Raw genomic sequence first — 15,810 nt, 5'->3', positions numbered from 1 at the left:
TACGCTCGGCAATGCACCCATCAATCGGAAACCGACGACTCGCACAGCGACCGGAAGTCTGCTCGGCTACTTCCGAAGCGGGACCTGCGTGTTCTGCGGTGCGGAACCGGCCAGTCAACATCTCAATCTGAACTGCGAGGGCGACACCACCAGCTTCGGCAACTCGGTGGACTCCGAGACTCTGAAAACCCAGGGTCTTCTGGATGATCTCCGCGTGACGATCGAGAACCTTGAAGCACGGACCACGATGCTTCGTGCGTCGATCGGGACGAACCGTCAAGACGTCTTGGCCCTACAGAAGGACATCGAAAGGCTCGACGCGAAGATGAACCCAGAGAAGGGGAACCTCCGCGATCTTCTTGCCAAGCGCAGCGAGATCGAGAAGCACCTGAGCCTCTACGAGCAAGTCAAGACCTTCGAAGACATGATCCGCCGGATCGCTGACGAGACCGAAGCCGAGGTCGCGACGGCGGTTGCGGGGTTGAGCCTCACCGCAGTGCGGGAGTTCTCAGGCGAGATTGCCAAGCGCCTCGCCGAGTGGGGGTACCCGTCCGCAGCTTCCGTTCGCTACGACCGAAACGAACTCGACATTATCGCTGGCGACCAACGGCGCTCAGCGCACGGCAAGGGAGTCCGTGCTGTTCTCCATGCCGCCTTCACGCTCGCCCTCGCCCAGTACTGCTTCGACCGTGAGCTACCTCACCCTGGATTCGTCGTACTCGACTCGCCTCTCGTCACCTACCGACCGCCGGATCAGTCCGCAGAGTCGGACGATGAGCCACCAGAGGGTGTCGTCCGAGCGTTCTACCGCGACATCCAGGACAACTTTGACGGTCAGGTAATCGTCATGGAGAACACCGATCCCCTGGAACCGCTTGGGGCGGACTCGCTCGATATCCGCTTCACGAAACGCGTGGACATAGGACGATACGGCTACATGCCCGCCGTGGCCGATGAACAGGCAGCCGACACCTTTGCGATAGAAGGCTAAGTGAAATCGGCGAGGGTCACCGCCTAGTGCTCGCGGCTCGGAGCGACTCCACAACCCCACGAGCTTGTCTACCTCGCGGGCGAATGTCTGCCCCGGCGCCGACAACGGCATCGCGAACCGTCTTCGGATCAACGGAGAGCCGTTCGGCAACCTCCGCCAACGTGTACACCGCCTCGTAGAGATCACACGCTCTACGGCGACCGGCCTCGTCCAGGCCCGGGGTCCTGAGACGGCGACCAGCACGCGCAACGAGCGTCGGAATGGTTCCCCGATGCACACGATACTTCGCGGCGATAGCCTTCACCGACGTCCCCGCTTCGTAATCAGCGACCATTTCTGCACGCTGATCGAGTGTCAATCGTGTTTGAGACTTCACCGTATTCTTCGCGACCGGACCCCGAGCATCGCGTCTTCTCGAGTTCCGGCCGCGCGGCCCCCGCCCCTCAGAGACCTTGAGAACAAGGTGAATCAACGATTTCAGGGCCGGACGCGTGTTTGAGAATCGCTTGGGAAGGCCCACCCGTGTTCGATGTTCAAACCCGCGACGTGATCGGGAGAACCCACTCAAATACTCAGCTCACATCGCTCAGCCGAGGCATTCAGAAAGCTCGAACCACCGTTCCTCCAGCACTGCGGCTTCTTCCTCTGCCTCACGCAACTCATCATTCAGCCGGCCCAGGCCTGCATAATCGCCCTGATCGTGTTCAGCCATGCGCTCATGGATGCTCGCGACCCGCTCGCCCAACCGTTCGAGCTTGCGCTCAGTAGCGCTGAGTTCCTTGCGCATGGCACGTTCCTCCGCACCCGATAGCCCCTGCTCAGATGCGTCGGGCGCGATGGCGACGACGGCAACGGATAGCGAGCTTGGCTGCGTCTCACGCAGTCGCAGATACTCGTCCATACCTCCCGGGAGATGACGCAGCCGCCCGTCGAGAATCGCGTACTGCTGATCCGTGATCCGCTCTACAAGGTAGCGGTCATGGCTGACGACGATGAGCGTGCCAGGCCAGGAGTCGAATAGGTCCTCCATCGCGGCGAGCATGTCCGTGTCCACGTCATTCGAAGGCTCGTCTAGAACGATCAGGTTAGGTTCCGAGAGCAGCACGAGAAGCAGTTGCAGCCGCCTCTTCTGCCCACCGGACAGCTCCCCGACACGAGCTGATAGGTGCTCACGCGAGAAACCGAGACGTTCGAGGAGCTGTGCGGGGCTGAGTTCTTTGCCGTCGATGACGTAGCTCGTCTTAGCTCGGGCAAGGACATCCCTCACCCGGTCGTCTGCGATCTCCTCGAGCTCTTGGAACTGCTGATCGAGCACACCAAGCTTGACGGTCTTGCCTCGCTTGACCCGCCCTGTCGTAGCCTCGACCGTTCCCGCAATAAGACCCAGCAGCGTGGACTTTCCCGCACCATTAGCCCCGAGGATCGCCGCCCGCTCACCGGGTGCGATGCGCCACTCGATATCGCGTAGCACCTCGCGACCATCGAACGAGACACCCGCGTCAAGCAAGTCGATCACATCCTTGCCGAGCCGGGCAACGGCAAGCCGGTTCAGCTCGATCCGGTCGCGCAGCGGCGGCACGTCCTCAATGAGGTGGTTCGCCGCCTCAATGCGAAACTTCGGCTTGGACGTGCGGGCCGGCGCCCCACGACGCAACCAGGCCAGTTCCTTCTTCATCAAGTTCTGCCGCTTGGCCTCGACCGCCGCGGCCTGCCGATCACGCTCGACCCGCTGGAGCACATAGGCGGCATACCCGCCTTCAAACGGCTCCACAATTCGATCGTGCACCTCCCATGTCACGGTGGCGACCTCATCTAGGAACCAGCGGTCGTGCGTCACGATCAACAGACCGCCCGCGTTCCTTGCCCACCGCGAGCGTAGATGCCCGGCAAGCCAGGTGATGCCCTCCACGTCGAGGTGGTTCGTCGGCTCGTCCAGCGCAACAACATCCCATTCGCCAGTCAGCAGCGACGCGAGGGCGACCCGGCGGCGCTGGCCACCAGAAAGCGTCCCGATCCGCGCGTCCCAGGCAAGGTCGGACACGAGGCCAGCGATCACGTCGCGCACTTTCGCATCGCTCGCCCACTCGTGCTCGGGCCGATCGCCGACGATAGCGTATCCGACCGTTGCCGAGTCATCCAGTGTGTCGGCCTGATCCAGCACGCCCATCGTCACCCCGCCGCGTCGGGTAACGCGGCCCGAGTCGGGTTCGATGCGACCTGACAGCATCCCGAGCAGACTGGACTTTCCGTCACCGTTGCGACCAACGATCCCGATACGATCGCCCTCGTTCACGCCGATCGTCACCGAGTCGAACACGACCCGAGTGGGGTACTCCAAGTGCAGGGCTTCGGCCCCCAGCAGATGCGCCATCAGCGCCTCCCCATAAGGCTTACTGATCGGGCGCGAGTCACCTTCCGCAGAGCGACGCACGTGCCCCTACGCTTCCGGTGGGACCGAGAAGCCCGTAGAATCAAGGGACAAGCCCAACCCGCCTCGGGTATGCTCGGCTCGTCGAGGATCAGCACATTGGGCTCGTCGAGCAGGATGAGCAGCAGCTGCAGTCGGCGGCGCTGGCCGCCCGAGAGGTCGCGGATGGGCGTCGACAGCTCGCCCGCGCGGAACCCGAGACGCTCGAGCAGCTGCCCTGGCGTCATCTCCTTGCCGCCGGAAGTGTAGTTCGCCTTGAGCCTGCCGACGACCGTGCGAACGGGCTCGGCCTCGTGCTCTGCGAGCTCGTCGAGCTCCTGCGTGAGTGTCGCGACCTTGACGGTCACGCCTCGCTTGACCCGCCCCTCGGTGGCACGCAGTGTGCCCGAGATCAGCGCGAGCAGCGTCGACTTGCCGGCGCCGTTGCGCCCCAGGATGCCCGTTCGCTCACCGGGTGCGATGCGCCAGGTGACGTCGCGCAGCACCTCGGTGTCGCCGAAGCTGACTCCCACGTCGAGCAGGTCGACGACGTCTTTGCCGAGCCTCGCAGCGGCAACCTGCGCGAGTGCGATCTTGTCGCGAACCGGAGGCTCGTCTTCGATCAGCTGGTTGGCAGCATCGATGCGGAACTTCGGCTTGGCAGTGCGCGCGGGCGGCCCCCGGCGCAGCCAAGCGAGCTCTTTGCGCATGAGGTTGCGACGCTTCTCTTCTGTCGCCGATGCGATGCGGTCGCGCTCGACACGCTGCAGCACATAGGCCGCGTATCTGCCCTCGAAGGGCTCGACGATGCCGTCGTGCACCTCCCAGGTGCCTGAGCAGACAGCGTCGAGAAACCAGCGGTCGTGCGTGACGGTCGCGAAGGCGCCCTTGTTGCCTGCGAACCTGCGGCTGAGGTGCTCGGCAAGCCACGAGATGCCCTCGACGTCGAGGTGGTTGGTGGGCTCGTCGAGCATGAGCACATCCCAGTCGCCGACCAGCAGCGCCGCCAGCTGCGTGCGCCTGCGCTGGCCACCCGAGAGGTCGCCGATGCGCGCGTGCCAGTCGAGATCGCCGACGAGGCCCGAGATGACGTCGCGAACGCGCGGGTCAGAAGCCCATTCGTGCTCTGGCCGGTCTCCGACGATCGCCTCGGCGATGGTGCCGTCGTGGTCGAGGCTGTCGCGCTGATCGAGCACGCCGACGGTGACGCCGCCGCGCCGCGTGACGCGACCGCCCATGGGTTCGGCTGTTCCGGCGAGCAGGCGCAGCAGCGTCGTCTTGCCGTCGCCGTTGCGACCGACTATGCCAATGCGGTCGCCGTCTTCGAGACCGAGAGAGATCTGGTCGAAGACAACCTGATTGGGGTATTCGAAGTGCACCTTTTCGGCGCCGAGGAGATGAGCCATTGCAGTACCAGGCTAGTCGTGCGGCGGCACAGTCGCGGCATCGGGGCGGCAGCAGAGCAGGAACACGGATGCTCGCAGCACGACCCAGCACCGCAAGACACGCCGCGGGGTCGCCGTGTCAGACGTTGCTGTCAGTCTGTTTGCAGGCCGAAAACGAGTGCAGAGACGGGGTGAGCAACAGTGCAGAATGATGCGAACAGCGCAGAAGACCGCGATGAGTCTGAGGGTCAGCGCGATGAGCCCAACCGTGGTGATGAACACCGCGATGCAACCTCACAGCCCGCAGATTCACAGCCCGTCGTGCCGACGCCCGCGCTCGCCCAGCTCGCGACGCCGCAGTCGCTCACCGAGGCCGACATCGTCGACGAGGGCTCAGGCAGGTTCACGGTCGGCGACTGCTGCTTTGACTCGTTCGACGACGCTCGCGCATTCATCGACGCCCGCCGAGCCCTCGACCAGGAGCTCTCGAACGTCGTCGCTTTCGAGCAGCTCGTCGAGAGGCAAGAGGCGATGCTCACGCGCATGCGCTCGAACGCGGCCCTGCTGACGGCCGAGGTCGCGCGCCTCCAGTCGGGCGGCCTCAGCATGAACCACGAGACCGAAGAGCAGCTCGTCACCTCCACTGTGGCTTCGGTGCTGCAGAAGTCCGAGCAGACGGTCTGCGGTCGCATCTCTGAGGCGGCGCTGCTCGCCGAGCAGTATCCGGCGACGCTCGATGCGTGGTCTGCCGGGCGCATCCACCGCGGCCATGTGCGCGTCATCCAGCGCGCCGGAGAAGCACTGACAGAGCGTCAGCGCCCCTGGTTCGAGCAGGAGGTGCTCGATGTCGTCGGCCACCGCACCCCGAGCCAGCTTGCACGCGTCAGCGCACGCATCGCCAGGCGCTTTCAGCACCGCGACCCCGACGAGATCGCGAAAGAGGCATTCGCCGATCGCGCTGTCTGGATCGAAGAGCAGCGCGGAGGCATGGCGCATCTGGTGATCAAGACATCAGGACTGCTGGCTGAGGCCGCATTGAACCGCCTCACCGAGGCGGCGCGCTCGGCTTCGGCAGACGACGTGCGGCGCATGCCGCAGCGGCTCAGCGACACTGCGATGGCGGCCCTGATCACCGGCACCTGCGACGCGGGCCTGCTCGAAGGCGTCACCGCCAAGGTGCACGTGACGATGCCCGCAACGCTCGTCACGGGTGTTGCCGGCGCCCAGCAGGCAGAGACCGCCGGCGGCGCGCTCATCGACACCGCGACCGCCCTGCGACTGGCAGGCGGTGCCCCGTCGTGGGTGCGGCTGTTCACAGATCCGGCATCAGGCGTGGCTGTCACAGCCGACGTCTACCAGCCCACGGCTTCGCTTCGCCGTCTGATCGTCGCGCGCGACCAGACCTGCCGATTCGTCGGCTGCAGCCGAGCCGCTATGCACTGCGATGTCGATCACACCCAAGCCTGGGAAGACGGCGGCAGAACGGTCGCCGACAACCTCGAAGTGCTCTGCCGGCACCACCACACACTGAAGCATCGGCTCGGCCCGAATCGCGGCTGGCGGGTGCAGCAGCTGCCCAACGGAACCCTCGAATGGACAAGCCCCGACGGCACCGTGCGCCGAGTCGAGCCCGAACCGGTTGCGACCGCGATCATCATCGAGTCAGAACAAGCTCATGATCCGTATCCGCCCGACGGACCAGACCCGTGGAACGACCCTCCGCTCGAAACCGAGCTGTTCTAGCGCTGGTTCGCGCCCGTGCGCCCGACGAACTTGTCCATGGACGAGTACACGCCCATCCGTTCTGCGACGACGTCCCATGCACGCGTCGGCAGGACGCCGCGCAGCGCCATGGCGAACTTGACCGTCCAGGGCTTCATCACGATCGGCTTGCCGCTCAGCATGCCGCTCCAGGCAGCCTGCGTCGCGGTCTCGGGCGTCAGAATCGGGGTCAGCATCGGCCCGCGCGCACCCTCGAACATGCCGGTCGAGACGTAGCTCGGGCAGAACGAGGTCACCGCAATGTGGTCGACCCTGTGCTTGACGAACTCGAGTCGCAGCGACTCGCTCCAGCCGAGCACTGCCCACTTCGATGCGGCGTACACACTCATGCCGGGGTTCGGCAGCGTCGCAGCAGCCGAGACGATGTTGAGAATGCGCTTGGGCCGCGACGTGTCAGCCATCATCTCGGGCAGCAGGTCACGCGTCAGCCACATGGGGGCCAGCGTGTTGATCCGAATCGTCGCGTCGATGTCGCGGCGCTGATCGTGCTCCCAGAACGCTGCGCCCTTGACGATGCCGGCATTGTTGATGAGCACATCGGGCACGCCGATCTCGGCACGCACCTGCGCGGCGCCCGCTTCGATCGCATCAAGGTCTGAGACGTCGACGACATAGACGCGCACCTTCGTGCCGTGCTTCTCGAGCTCGGCTGCGAGCTCGTTCGCCCGCGCCTCGTCGATGTCCCACAGGGCGATCGCCGCTGCTCCGTCTTCTGCAGCCCGACGAGCGAAGATGGCGCCCATGCCGCGAGCGGCTCCTGTCACGAGCACGGTTGCTCCGCGAATGATGTCGTTCATGATCTGACCTTCGCTCCTGTGATCTTGGCTCCGGCCACGGGGCCGGTGACGTGAACAGCGCGAATGCTCTGGTCACAGAAGTCCTGCACCAGCTGCACTGCTGACTCTTCATCTTCACAGAGGAAGGCACAGGTCGGCCCGGAACCCGAGACGATTCCGGCGAGTGCGCCCATCCGCTCTCCGAGCTCGAGGGTGCCGACCAGACGGGGCATCAGCTTGAGAGCAGGCGCCTGCAGGTCGTTGTGCATGGTCTCGGCCAGCATGCGGACGTCGCCGAGGCGCAGCGCTTGCATCGCACCGACAGAGACGATGGGCTGTGTCACGTTGCGCTCGAGCTCACCCTGCTGACTCCAGCGGTGCTTGTCGAGCTCGTGAAAGACCACCGGCGTCGACAGCTCGCCGTCGGCCGGCACGAGCACCCAGTGCATCTTGCCCCTGTGCAGGGCAGGCGAAAGCTGATCGCCGCGGCCGGTGCCCATGGCGACGCCGCCGGTGAGGGAGAACGGCACGTCGGCGCCGAGGTCGGCCGCGAGCGCGAGCAGCTCGTCGCGACTCAGCCCCGCGTTCCACAGTTCGTTGCACGCGACCAGGGTGGCCGCCGCATCCGCACTGCCGCCTCCCATGCCACCAGCGATCGGAACATGCTTCTCGATGCGGATGCGCGCACCGCCTGTTGCGCCGCACGCCTCGGCGACTGCGCGGGCGGCGCGGATCGCGAGGTTCGATTCGCCGAGCGGAACGCTCGAGGTGTCGATCGATCCGTCGAGCGTCACCGAGAAGTCGTCGGCCGCACGCACTTCGACATGCTCGAAGAGACTCACGGCCAGGAAGCCCGTGGAGAGGTCGTGATAGCCGTCGGATCGCAGGGATCCCACGCCCAAGAAGACGTTGATCTTTGCTGGCGCTTTCGCGCGGACCACGCGATCTGTCACCTGTTCAACCTACTGGTCGGTTCATGCTGTTTCTGCAAGATTCCTGACGAGCGAGACCCAATTGTTGTGTGCACCATCAATTGCAAGCCTTCTAGCCCCGGCCGTCGCGGCAGGTCTCGAGCACACCTGTCGCCCACGACTTGGCCTCTGCGAGTGCTTCGGCAGTGGGTAGCTTGGCGACCGTGATGCCCACCGAAGTGCCGGATGCCTTCGGCTGCTGCGCGTCGACGATGACGCGGGTGTCGCCTGACTTGAATCGAATCGTGGGCGTGCGAAGGGTCATGCTCCTGGCGACGGGCTCGCCGTAGCGCTCTGCAACCGATGCGGCCACGAGCTCGAGCGCAGCCAGCTGCTCGCCGGCAATCGTGCGGCGCACAGCCGACTCGAACGTGCCGTCAGAGCGCTGACCGGGCTGACGACCCTGCACCCGCTGCTCGAAGTCGACGGTGATGCCCTGCGCCCACCAGCCGTCGACGCCGTGCTCGGCCACGAGGTGCTCGGCGATCTGCTTGTGCTTCCACCCGGATGCGCCGGCTGCGACGAGCACTTCGTGCCACTCGTCATGCGTGCGCCCGGTCGCTGTGTGCAGGGCCTCAGAACCGGCCTGCTGTCGGATGTGCTTGGGCATTGCGACTCCTTTGTGCTCAGCGTTCTACCGCAATTGTCTCGCAATCGCGATGAACTCGTCGACCGTCAGGGCTTCGCCTCGTGCGGTCGGGTCGACGCCCGCTGCCGTGATCGCCGACGAAGCCGCCTCGCTCGAGCCGAACAGCCCGGCGAGTGCTCCGCGCAGCATCTTGCGGCGCTGCCCGAAGGCCGCGTCGACGACGTCGAACATTGCCCGCCGCAGCGTCTCGTCTCCGCGGATCTCGCCCGGCCTGAATCCGACCAGCACGCTGTCGACGTTCGGAACCGGCCAGAACACCTGGCGCGACACCTCGGCCTCGACGCTCCACGAACCCCACCAGGCGGCCTTCACGCTCGGTGCGCCGTAGACCTTGCTGCCGGGCGCAGCCGCGATGCGATGGCCGACCTCGGCCTGCACCATGACCAGGCACCGCTGCAGCGTCGGAAAGTGCTCGAACATGTGGATCAACACCGGCACCGACACGTTGTACGGAAGATTCGCGACAAGAGCCTCGGGCTCGAACGGCAGCTCGGTGACGCGCATCGCGTCGTCGGCGATCACGCGAAGGGTTGCCCCGGGCTGCTTGCGCTCGACGGTCGCGGCCAGGGCCGCGGCGAGACGCGGATCGATCTCGATCGCGACCACATCGCAGCCTGCTTCGGTGAGTCCGAGCGTCAGCGAGCCGAGCCCCGGACCGATCTCGAGCACGCGCTGGCCGGCGACGTCTGCCACGCGCACGATGCGGCGAACCGTGTTGCCGTCGACGACGAAGTTCTGCCCCCACCGCTTGGCCGGCACGACGTCGAGGCTGGCCGCAAGCTCGCGGATCTCGGCTGCTCCCAGCAGCGCGCCCTGCTCGCTCATGCGTCGTCCTTCCAGCTGCCGTAGACCCGCAGCGTGTTCTCGTTGACGATCTCGCACAGCGCATCCTCGTGCATGCCGAGCCGCTCGGCCATGAATCGCACGGTGTGCGGCATGAGATAGGGGCTGTTGGGCCTCCCCCGCAGCGGCACCGGGGTCAGGAACGGCGCATCCGTCTCGATCAGAATGCGCGAGTGGTCGACGACATCGAGCGCCCGCTGCACGTTGGCGGCATTCTTGAAGGTCACCGTGCCCGCGAACGACAGGTACCAGCCGTGCTCGTTCGCAAGCCGAGCCAGGTCTTCGTCACCCGAGAAGCAGTGAAAGACCGTCTTCACTGGTGCGCCAACCCGCAGCAGCGTCTCGACGACCGCGTCGTGCGCATCCCGATCGTGAATCTGCATCGCGAGCCCGTGCCGCTTCGCCATGTCGATGTGCGCCTCGAACGACTCCGCCTGTGCTCGCAGGGCCTCGTCACCCTCGGTCCGGAAGAAGTCGAGGCCCGTCTCGCCGATCGCTCGAACCCGGGGCTGCTCGGCGAGCTCGTCGATCACGGCAAGCGCAGCGTCGAGAGTTCCGGCGGCCTTGTAGCCAGGAGCTTCATTCGGATGCACGGCAACAGCAGCCAGGACGCCAGACTCCTGAGCGGCAAGGGCAGCCGACCACCTGCTCGACTCCACGTCGCCGCCGACCTGCACGACACCGGCGATGCCGGCCTCGGCCGCACGTGCCAGCGCCTGGTCGTAGCCGAACTCCTCGCCGTCCTGGATCTCGAGGTGCGTGTGATTGTCGTAGACGGCGATCGCGAGCGGCTCGGGCACCGCGGGGCGGCCGCGGTCACGCGAGCTGTCTTCTCGCTCGCGCACGTACTCGCCGCCGGGCATGACGGTCGATGAGGGGCCGACGGCAAGACGATCTGACATGACGACAAGTCTAGGAGCGTGCAGCCGGTTTGCTGTTCCCTATGCTGGAGTGAATCGAAGGGGGCCAGCACATGCGCAGAGTGGCAGTCGGAGCAGTGGTGCTGCTTGCCATGACCGGATGCGCGAGCGGCGGCGGCGAGGCAGACGAGTCCGCAGACGAGTCGGGTCCGTCGCAGTCGACCGAGACGAGCGCTCCGCTTCCGTCGGAGACCGACGAGCAGACCGCGACGCCCGCGCTGAGCAGCGGCTCGCTGGAAGTTCCGCTCGATGCCGACGCCCCCGCATCCGTGCACTGGATCGAACCGGGCAAGACCCTGCGCATCTACATCTCGGGGTCGAGCACCCCCGGCTGCGTGCCGACGCCGATCGAGGCGACGACCGACGGCACGCAGGTCACGATCGACTTCGAACCCGTCGACGCGGCCCTCACCTGCACCATGGACCTCGTGATCCACGGCTGGGAAGTCGAGTGGGATCAGCCGTTTGCTGTGAACGGCCCGCTGCCGCTCACTCTGACGAACACGTCTGAGGACGAGACCGAGGTCGAATCCGAGATCAGCGACGAGCCGTTCAAGCCGTGAATGCTCCACGGGCTGTGACCGCTGCGTGTCTGACCGCAGCGTGTGTGCTCGTCGGCGGGCTTGGCCTGGTCGGCTGCGCAGGGGGAATGACTGACCACACCGCTGACCCAGTGATCGTCAGCGATCCGAACATCGACGTGAACGCGCTTCCTATCGGAGAGTTCACCTTGTGGTGGGACGAGCCGGGAGAACTGCTGCACATCTACTTCGGAGGCTCTGGGGTCGAAGCCTGCGACCCGACTCCCGTCGAAGTCGTCAGCGACGGCGATGAGATCGAAATGCGGTTCGATCCTCCCGCCGGCAATGACGAAACCACATGCACCGCAGATCTGCACCCGTACCTCTACCAGGCAGTCTTCGCCGAGCCGTTCGAGGTGACCGGGGCTGTGAATGCGCATCTGGTCAGCACAGACGGAGGCGACGAGCGCACCGTCTCCATCGACCCAGAGCCGTTTGCTCCGGAGCCCTGGCCCGCGTACTGACTTCGGGCGCTGCTAGCTCTGCTCGATGCGGGGGAACAGCGGCGGCAGCTCGCCGACTCGGTCGGAGCCGACCCAGCTGCTGGCGTCCTGGATGCGCTGATCGGCGATGTCGCCCTCGCCGCCGATGCCCTGCCAGAGCTTCTGCGCACTCTCGGGCATGATCGGCGCCAGCAGCACGGCGGCCGTGCCGATGCCGCGGATGTTGGTGGCCAGCACCTCGGCGAGCCGGTCGCGCTGCGCTTCGTCCTTCGCAAGCACCCACGGTGTCGTCTCGGTGATGTAGCCATTGAGGCGGTCGACGATCGAGAAGGCCTCTGCGACGGCGTCGTGAATCTGGAACTCGTCGATCGCGGCGTTCGCACGGTCGGTGGCGCCCGCGAAGAGCTCAGCAAGAGCTGGTTCGGCAGCATTCTGCGGGATCTGTCCGTCGAAGTACTTGTTGATCATGGCGATGACTCGGCTTGCGAGGTTGCCGATGCCGTTCGCGAGCTCAGAGTGGTAGCGCGAGTCGAGGTCTTCCCACGAGAACGAGCCGTCTGAGCCGAAGTGGATGGCCGACAAGAAGTAGAAGCGGAACGCGTCGACACCGAACACGTCGGTGATCTGCTCAGGGCTGATGCCCGTCGCCTTCGACTTCGACATCTTCTCGCCGCCGACGAGCAGCCAGCCGTGACCGTACACCCGCTCTGAGATCTCGATGCCGGCAGCCATCTGCATGGCCGGCCAGATCACGGCGTGGAAGCGCGCGATGTCTTTGCCGACGATGTGGTTGCCGGGCCAGCGGCGCTCGAAGCTCTCGTCGTCTTCGCCGTAGCCGATTGCGGTGATGTAGTTGAGCAGCGCATCGAACCACACGTACACGACGTGCTTCTCGTCCCACGGCACCTTGATGCCCCAGTCGAACGTCGAGCGCGAGATCGAGAGGTCATTGAGGCCGGCTGCGATGAACGAGCGCAGCTCGTTGCGCACGCTGGCAGGCTGCACGTACTCGGGACGCGAGTCGTAGAGATCGAGCAGGCGATCCTGGAACTCAGAGAGCTTGAAGAAGTAGTTGGCCTCCTTCACCGTCTCGGTCGGACGCGAGTGGATCGAGCAGACCTGCTGCCCCTCGTACTCGCCCTGACCGGGCACGAGGTCGGTCGAGGTCTTGTACTCCTCGCAGCCGACGCAGTATTCGGCCTCGAACTCGCCGTAGTAGATGTAGCCCGAGTCGTAGAGGCGCTGCAGAAACTTTTGCACGCCGTCACGGTGACGGGGCTCGGTGGTGCGGATGAAGTCGTCGTTGGCGACGTTCAGCACCTCGAGGTTGGGCTTCCAGGCGGTGTCGACCAGACGGTCGGTCCAGTCCTCCGGCGTCGAGTCGTTCGCAGTCGCCGTGCGCAGGATCTTCTGGCCGTGCTCGTCGGTTCCGGTGAGCATCCACGTGTCTTCACCGCGCATCCGGTGCCATCTTGCGAGGGCGTCAGCGGCGACGATGTTGTATGCGTGGCCGATGTGCGGAACGTCGTTGACGTAGAAGATCGGCGTGGTGACATAGAAACCCATGGCACCAATCTTACGAGCTGGGCTGGCGCCCGGCGTTCAGCTTCGGCCGAGGCCCGCTTCATAGAGGTCGCGCTTGCTGAACCCGGTGGACTGCGCAACAACCGCCGCCGCGTCGCGCAGCCTGGTGCCGTCGGCGACCAGGGCCCGCACATCCGTCGCCGCTTCGTCGAACGACCGGACTCGCTGCTCGCCCGGCGCGATCACGATCACGATCTCGCCGCGCACTTCGCCGCTCGCCCACTCGAGCAGCTCGCCGGCGGTTCCGCGGCGCACCTCTTCGAACTTCTTCGTCAGCTCGCGGCACACGGCGATCTGGCGGTCGGGCAGCGCCTCGGCGATGTCGGCGACCGTCGACGCGATGCGGTGCGGCGACTCGAAGACGACAACGGTGCGCGGCTCTGCGGCGAGCGACGCGAAGTACTCTAGCCGCTGCCCCTTCTTTCTGGGCAGGAAGCCGTCGAACGCGAACCGGTCGGTCGGCAGCCCACTCACCGCGAGCGCGACCACGACTGCGCTCGGCCCCGGCAGGCAGGTCACGTCGACGCCCTGGGCGACGGCCTCGCGCACGAGGACGAACCCGGGATCCGAGACGGTCGGCATGCCAGCGTCGGTGAGCACGAGCACATCCTCTTCGGCCGCGCGGCCCACGAGATCGGCGGCGACCACGCGCTCGTTGTGCTCGTGCAGGGCAATGAGCTCAGGATGCGCGTCGACGTCGAGCGCTCGCATGAGCCGGATGGCCGTTCGGGTGTCTTCTGCCGCGATGATCTTCACGGTGTTCAATGCGTCGATCAGCCGCGGGGTGGCGTCGCCGAGGTTGCCGATGGGTGTCGCTCCGAGGATGATCACCGAACTATCGTCCCATGATGAAAGAATCGACCGCGTGACCCTGATCGCTTCGACCATGCGCCGAGTGCAGTCCCCTCGCGGACATCGCATCGCAGCGATCGCGACCCCCATTGCGCTGATCGCGCTGGCGCTCGCTGTTCGCCTGGTCAACCTCGACCAGTTCGACACCCTCGTCTTCGACGAGACCTACTACGTGAAAGACGCCTACGCTCTCTACCAGGCGGGCCACGAGCTCGAGTGGAGCGACAACGCCAACGAATTCTTCGAACAGGGCGACCCTCGCGGCATGACCGACAAGCCGTCGTTCGTCGTGCATCCGCCGCTCGGCAAGTGGATCCTCGGGTTCGGAACCGCCATCTTCGGCATCGACTCGGTGTGGGCATGGCGGTTTCCGGCAGTGCTGGTCGGCGTCGCGCTCGTCGCGGTCACCTACTTCCTCGGCGTCGCGCTGACGCGCTCGGTGCTCTGGGGCGGCCTCGCAGGCTTCTTCATGGCGATCGACTCACAGGCCATCGTGATGAGCCGAACCGCTCTGCTCGACATCGTGCTGGCGATGTTCGTTGCGCTCGGCGTGGCGTTCATCGCACTCGACAGACGGGATGCGCCAGCGCGGGTGGTGCGCTGGCTGCAGTCCGAGAGGGGCATGCCGGTGTTCCTGTGGCGGCCCTGGATCATGGCTGCCGGCATCGCATTCGGCTGCGCGGCCGCGACCAAGTGGTCAGGTCTCTACTACCTCGCGGCGTTCGGGCTCTGGTCAGTTGTGATGGACGTCGTCGACTCGTACCGCGCCTCGAAGTCGATGAAGTCGCTCGTGGGGCTCGCCACCCAGGGCCCCGTGAGCTTCGTGCTGCTGGTCGTGCCTGCCGCCATCGCGTACGTCGCATCGTTCGCCGGCTGGTTCGTCTCGGGCGGCTACATGCGGCACTGGGCGGGCGAGAGCAGCGACAACCGCGTCTCGTGGATGCCTGACGAGTGGCCCGAGACCTGGCATTCGTTCATCCAGTACCACGTCAAGACCTACGAGTTCCATGTCGGGCTGACGAAGGATCATGCCTTCCAGTCGCCCGCAATCGAGTGGCTGCTGATGCTGCGGCCGACCGGGTTCGCCTCTGACACCCCGGCCGAGGGCTACGTGCAGTATGTGTCGGCGATGCCGAACATGGTGCTGTGGTGGGCGGGCACCGTGGCGCTGCTGGCGGGCCTGTTCCTGTTCGGCCGCACGCTCAACCCGACGCTGGGCATGCTGCTGGTCGCGATCGCCGCCGGCTACGTGCCGTGGCTGCTCTACCCCGACCGCACGATCTTCTCGTTCTACTCGATCGTCTACGCACCGTTCATCGTGCTGCTGCTCGTGTACCTGCTGCGATGGCTGGCGAAGGGACTGCCCGGGTCGCCGCTGTCGCGAGACTTCAGAATCGCGAACGGTTCGGCCGTCGCCGCATTCGCAGCATTCGTCGTGATGGCGTACGTCTTCTGGAGCCCGGTGATCTACGGCTTCCCGGTCGCCGACGACTGGATGCGGCTGCGCTACTGGCTGCCCGGGTGGCGGTAGGGAAGCACTCACGGTTAATTGGTGCACACACGATGATTGCACTGGGGTTGATTAATGGCTAGCCTTGATTCAGCACCTGAAATCGACTCAAAGGA

The 15,810-nt window shown here is 65.6% G+C and carries 13 protein-coding genes and 1 pseudogene; 5 read left to right on the top strand and 9 right to left on the bottom strand.

Translation table 11 applies throughout. The features are described from left to right. Positions 1-991 (top strand): type IV secretory system conjugative DNA transfer family protein (locus tag CZ674_RS01340; protein WP_234988366.1); only part of this gene is annotated, 991 nt, incomplete at its 5' end. A gap of 586 nt (positions 992-1,577) precedes the next feature. Here the strand turns inward: CZ674_RS01340 and CZ674_RS01335 are convergent. Then, positions 1,578-3,362 (bottom strand): ABC-F family ATP-binding cassette domain-containing protein, encoded by a 1,785-nt coding sequence (locus CZ674_RS01335; protein WP_086990498.1) that lies wholly within the window; start codon positions 3,360-3,362, stop codon positions 1,578-1,580. Between the two features lie 131 nt (positions 3,363-3,493). Continuing rightward, a pseudogene (locus CZ674_RS01330) lies at positions 3,494-4,804 on the bottom strand (ABC-F family ATP-binding cassette domain-containing protein); the annotation flags it as partial. Between the two features lie 180 nt (positions 4,805-4,984). Here CZ674_RS01330 and CZ674_RS01325 point away from each other — a divergent pair. Next, positions 4,985-6,526, top strand: a complete 1,542-nt coding sequence (locus CZ674_RS01325; RefSeq protein WP_086990494.1) for an HNH endonuclease signature motif containing protein — start codon at positions 4,985-4,987, stop codon at positions 6,524-6,526. Here CZ674_RS01325 and CZ674_RS01320 read toward each other — a convergent pair. The 5 genes from CZ674_RS01320 to CZ674_RS01300 form a co-directional block, all read right to left on the bottom strand. After that, a complete protein-coding gene (locus CZ674_RS01320) occupies positions 6,523-7,362 on the bottom strand; it encodes an SDR family NAD(P)-dependent oxidoreductase (protein ID WP_086990492.1) in 840 nt (279 codons plus the stop codon). The two genes, CZ674_RS01325 and CZ674_RS01320, sit on opposite strands and share 4 nt — an antisense overlap. Continuing rightward, positions 7,359-8,294, bottom strand: a complete 936-nt coding sequence (locus tag CZ674_RS01315; protein WP_086990490.1) for a 4-(cytidine 5'-diphospho)-2-C-methyl-D-erythritol kinase — start codon at positions 8,292-8,294, stop codon at positions 7,359-7,361. The genes CZ674_RS01320 and CZ674_RS01315 overlap by 4 nt, the downstream gene beginning before the upstream one ends. 91 nt (positions 8,295-8,385) lie before the next feature. Continuing rightward, a complete protein-coding gene (locus CZ674_RS01310; RefSeq protein ID WP_086990488.1) occupies positions 8,386-8,922 on the bottom strand; it encodes a hypothetical protein in 537 nt (178 codons plus the stop codon). Positions 8,923-8,946: 24 nt separating this feature from the next. Continuing rightward, positions 8,947-9,786, bottom strand: coding sequence for a 16S rRNA (adenine(1518)-N(6)/adenine(1519)-N(6))-dimethyltransferase RsmA (gene rsmA / locus CZ674_RS01305; RefSeq protein ID WP_086990486.1), 840 nt, complete (start codon positions 9,784-9,786; stop codon positions 8,947-8,949). Continuing rightward, positions 9,783-10,706, bottom strand: coding sequence for a TatD family hydrolase (locus tag CZ674_RS01300; RefSeq protein ID WP_234988365.1), 924 nt, complete (start codon positions 10,704-10,706; stop codon positions 9,783-9,785). The genes rsmA and CZ674_RS01300 overlap by 4 nt, the downstream gene beginning before the upstream one ends. A 71-nt stretch (positions 10,707-10,777) precedes the next feature. Here CZ674_RS01300 and CZ674_RS01295 point away from each other — a divergent pair, with 71 nt between their 5' ends. Together CZ674_RS01295 and CZ674_RS01290 are read left to right on the top strand one after the other, a co-directional pair. Then, on the top strand, positions 10,778-11,287 hold the full coding sequence (locus CZ674_RS01295) for a hypothetical protein (RefSeq protein WP_143244580.1): 510 nt from the start codon (positions 10,778-10,780) through the stop codon (positions 11,285-11,287). A gap of 86 nt (positions 11,288-11,373) precedes the next feature. Then, complete coding sequence (locus CZ674_RS01290; protein ID WP_143244579.1) at positions 11,374-11,769, top strand: hypothetical protein; 396 nt, start codon at positions 11,374-11,376, stop codon at positions 11,767-11,769. Positions 11,770-11,781: 12 nt separating this feature from the next. Here the strand turns inward: CZ674_RS01290 and metG are convergent, their stop codons facing one another. Together metG and rsmI are read right to left on the bottom strand one after the other, a co-directional pair. Beyond that, positions 11,782-13,314 (bottom strand): methionine--tRNA ligase, encoded by a 1,533-nt coding sequence (gene metG, locus CZ674_RS01285; RefSeq protein WP_086990479.1) that lies wholly within the window; start codon positions 13,312-13,314, stop codon positions 11,782-11,784. 36 nt (positions 13,315-13,350) lie between these two features. Further along, positions 13,351-14,163: a 16S rRNA (cytidine(1402)-2'-O)-methyltransferase gene (gene rsmI / locus CZ674_RS01280; protein WP_086990477.1), complete on the bottom strand. Its 813-nt coding sequence runs from the start codon at positions 14,161-14,163 to the stop codon at positions 13,351-13,353. A gap of 34 nt (positions 14,164-14,197) precedes the next feature. On the opposite strand from rsmI, the gene CZ674_RS01275 reads away from it, so the two are divergent. Continuing rightward, positions 14,198-15,715: a dolichyl-phosphate-mannose--protein mannosyltransferase gene (locus CZ674_RS01275; protein WP_159456857.1), complete on the top strand. Its 1,518-nt coding sequence runs from the start codon at positions 14,198-14,200 to the stop codon at positions 15,713-15,715. The last annotated feature ends 95 nt before the right edge of the window (positions 15,716-15,810 follow it).

This window comes from Agrococcus casei LMG 22410 (assembly GCF_900163565.1).
Classification (GTDB): domain Bacteria; phylum Actinomycetota; class Actinomycetes; order Actinomycetales; family Microbacteriaceae; genus Agrococcus; species Agrococcus casei.
This window is presented reverse-complemented; position numbering and strand designations above follow the sequence as displayed.

Excerpts from the sequence above, each read along its gene's own strand:
- CZ674_RS01335 (WP_086990498.1), bottom strand. The coding sequence starts at position 3,362 with ATGGCGCATCTGCTGGGGGCCGAAGCCCTGCACTTGGAGTACCCCACT.
- CZ674_RS01320 (WP_086990492.1), bottom strand. The coding sequence starts at position 7,362 with ATGAACGACATCATTCGCGGAGCAACCGTGCTCGTGACAGGAGCCGCT.
- CZ674_RS01310 (WP_086990488.1), bottom strand. The coding sequence starts at position 8,922 with ATGCCCAAGCACATCCGACAGCAGGCCGGTTCTGAGGCCCTGCACACA.
- rsmA (WP_086990486.1), bottom strand. The coding sequence starts at position 9,786 with ATGAGCGAGCAGGGCGCGCTGCTGGGAGCAGCCGAGATCCGCGAGCTT.
- CZ674_RS01300 (WP_234988365.1), bottom strand. The coding sequence starts at position 10,706 with ATGTCAGATCGTCTTGCCGTCGGCCCCTCATCGACCGTCATGCCCGGC.
- CZ674_RS01295 (WP_143244580.1), top strand. The coding sequence starts at position 10,778 with ATGCGCAGAGTGGCAGTCGGAGCAGTGGTGCTGCTTGCCATGACCGGA.
- CZ674_RS01290 (WP_143244579.1), top strand. The coding sequence starts at position 11,374 with ATGACTGACCACACCGCTGACCCAGTGATCGTCAGCGATCCGAACATC.
- metG (WP_086990479.1), bottom strand. The coding sequence starts at position 13,314 with ATGGGTTTCTATGTCACCACGCCGATCTTCTACGTCAACGACGTTCCG.